Source organism: Wolbachia endosymbiont of Drosophila baimaii (genome assembly GCF_028982185.1).
Taxonomy (GTDB): domain Bacteria; phylum Pseudomonadota; class Alphaproteobacteria; order Rickettsiales; family Anaplasmataceae; genus Wolbachia; species Wolbachia pipientis.
Genome location: NZ_JAPQLE010000187.1, coordinates 1 through 2,337, shown reverse-complemented (window position 1 = coordinate 2,337; position 2,337 = coordinate 1). Strand labels below are relative to the sequence as shown.

Annotated in this window: 3 protein-coding genes and 1 pseudogene; 2 read left to right on the top strand and 2 right to left on the bottom strand. The window is 36.5% G+C overall.

The window, feature by feature from the left end; all coding sequences use genetic code 11:
* The first annotated feature begins 172 nt into the window (after window positions 1–172).
* The gene (locus OZD66_RS05635) at window positions 173–322 is read left to right on the top strand and encodes a WPE palindromic element domain-containing protein (RefSeq protein WP_253303634.1); all 150 of its coding nucleotides are present in this window, start codon (window positions 173–175) and stop codon (window positions 320–322) included.
* A gap of 124 nt (window positions 323–446) precedes the next feature.
* On the opposite strand, the gene OZD66_RS05630 is transcribed toward OZD66_RS05635, so the two are convergent.
* Both OZD66_RS05630 and OZD66_RS05625 read right to left on the bottom strand, forming a co-directional pair.
* On the bottom strand, window positions 447–1,202 hold the full coding sequence (locus OZD66_RS05630) for an SDR family oxidoreductase (protein WP_182368070.1): 756 nt from the start codon (window positions 1,200–1,202) through the stop codon (window positions 447–449).
* Entirely contained in the window at window positions 1,189–2,004 is an 816-nt protein-coding gene (locus OZD66_RS05625) for a YihY/virulence factor BrkB family protein (protein ID WP_182368067.1), read from the bottom strand. Before OZD66_RS05625 ends, OZD66_RS05630 begins: the two co-directional genes overlap by 14 nt.
* 135 nt (window positions 2,005–2,139) lie before the next feature.
* Here OZD66_RS05625 and OZD66_RS05620 point away from each other — a divergent pair.
* Window positions 2,140–2,253: pseudogene (locus OZD66_RS05620) on the top strand (TrbC/VirB2 family protein); the annotation flags it as partial.
* Window positions 2,254–2,337: the final 84 nt, after the last annotated feature.

Here is a 2,337-nt window from a genome sequence, read left to right as displayed (position 1 = left end):
AACATTCCTCTATTCGAATCCTTTCGTCGTGCTGTTGATTCTGCCTTCCTATGACCTGTTCGGACTATTATGAGAAATGCTATACTTTTAGGCTTGACGCATAACTGTACGAACATTGCAATTTGCGTGGCAGATTCCAGTGCTTGACACACAGCTGTACAAACATTCATTTTTGAAGGTAAATTGCACAGCAAATGATGTCATTCAAGTAGCTGACACTGGTTCCTTTATGACGGCAGTGCCCAGAGGTGTCATCCCAGTGCCCAGACACTGGGATCCAGAAAACTTAACTTTAAATAAGTGGCTGCATAATAAAGACTAGATTCCAGACTGGAATGACACCATAGAGGCACTGGGATGACATCCTTCCTAGTGGAGATTACTCTCAAATCACAATGTTCATACAGTTGTGGGCTTAACGGTATCTTTGCAGATACTATGGTAATTTATTCGGGAGATTTGCTGAGCGGTAAGATTTGTCCTGATGCGCTGCAATCTTCAGAAGCTAACTCCACAAATTTGTCTGTTAGTTCATCAGGTGACACAAATTCAGATCCAGGAAATGCCTGCTCACTACCCACAGGTCCTTCCGTGTATACAGCATTTACACATAATTTTGTATGCTTTGTTTCAGATGCATATATTTGCACCATTATTTCTAGTGCAGCTTTACTTGCAGCATACGGCATCCAATATGGGTAAGAGGAAGGAGAAAGTGTCACCTCTGATGTCATGAATATCGCTCTTCCAGCATTAGACTTTTTTAGCATTGGATCTAAGTTTTTTAGTAAGTACCAATTGGCAGTAAAATTTGTATTCATTACGTTCTGTAGCTCTTCAATCTCACAGTCGTGAATAGGGTTCAGTTTGCCTAAAATTCCAGCACACGCAACTAATATATCAAGTGCTCCAGATTCTGATAATTTCAGGCTTTCTATCATGTTTGTCAGTATCTTTACATTCTCAAAGTCTAAAAGATCAAGCTGAATTAGTTTCACAGAGCCTTCTTTAAATTCTTCAAGCTCTTCAATTTCATTATATAGTGGCTTGAGATTATCAAGAGATCTTGAAATCAGAATCACACATGCACCTTCTCTTATAAACCTTTTTGCAACAGCAGGGCCTATTCCACCTGAAGCTCCGGTGATTAAAGCTACTTTACCTTCTAACTTACCCATTTCTTTCTCCTTAGCGAGATCCATTGAAATATTTTAGCTGAAAATTGAATTTTGCTCCATATATAAAAATCAAACTTAGCATATAAAAAAATAGTAATGACACTACCACACCACCTAAACTTCCATATATCAAATCCAGTTGGTCAAAGGAAGCTTTTAAGTATTGCTTAAAAGCTGAAGCAGAAATCGTCCAAAGAATAACAGCTACACAAGATCCAGGAAATACGTCTGATAAATTTTGTTTTATGTTTGGTAACATAAAATATAGCCAAGAGACTACTGTGAAAAGTACAAATTCAATAAGTAAATACCTAGTATAACTTAGCCCCTGATAGGAAAAATCAATTAGCATTGGTACTAGTGTAGAAAACACTATAGTTAGAGTTATAATAAGCGTGATTACTAAAAATTGTAATATACTTAGTACTCTTCTTAATATATAAGGCGGCGAAACCGGAACTTTATAGGCCTTATTGAGTATTGTTCTAAGCCCTTCAATTGTCGATGAAGCGGTCCAAACAGCACCTACAATTGCTAAAGTTAGTAAGCTTTGCGGCGGGCCTGATATTATCTCCCTAATACGCGGCATCAAAGATGATAAAATATCCTGTGGCATGTTATCAATGATAAATACCCAGCCAATGTTGTACTGGTCTAAAAAATTTGCGAATGTTGACGCCACAGCCATTAAAACGATGAGAAAAGGAAATATTGATAACAGAATTAAAAATGATAAATACCCTGCATGCTCCACTCCATCATTATGAATTGTGTCAATCAAAGCACAATAAAGGCAATAAACGATGCTGTAAAATTTCTGTAGCACTGTAATATAGACGAACCAAGAAAAGTATTCTAAATGAAATAAAGGATACTTTTAAGCAAAAAATCCTCACCATTTACTTAAATTTAATCAAAGTGAAGGATAATTCAGCATTAAATAGAAATTATCGGAGGCGTAATGAAAAATTTTCTTCTACTTGTGGCTTTAATTCTCTCCTTTGTATTTGATGCAAATGCTGCAAATACTTTTGTTGATAAAAATGATACAACATCATCGGTGATATGCAAGATATAGCATTTCTCATAATAGTCCGAACAGGTCATAGGAAGGCAGAATCAACAGCACGACGAAAGGATTCGAATAGAGGAATGTTTT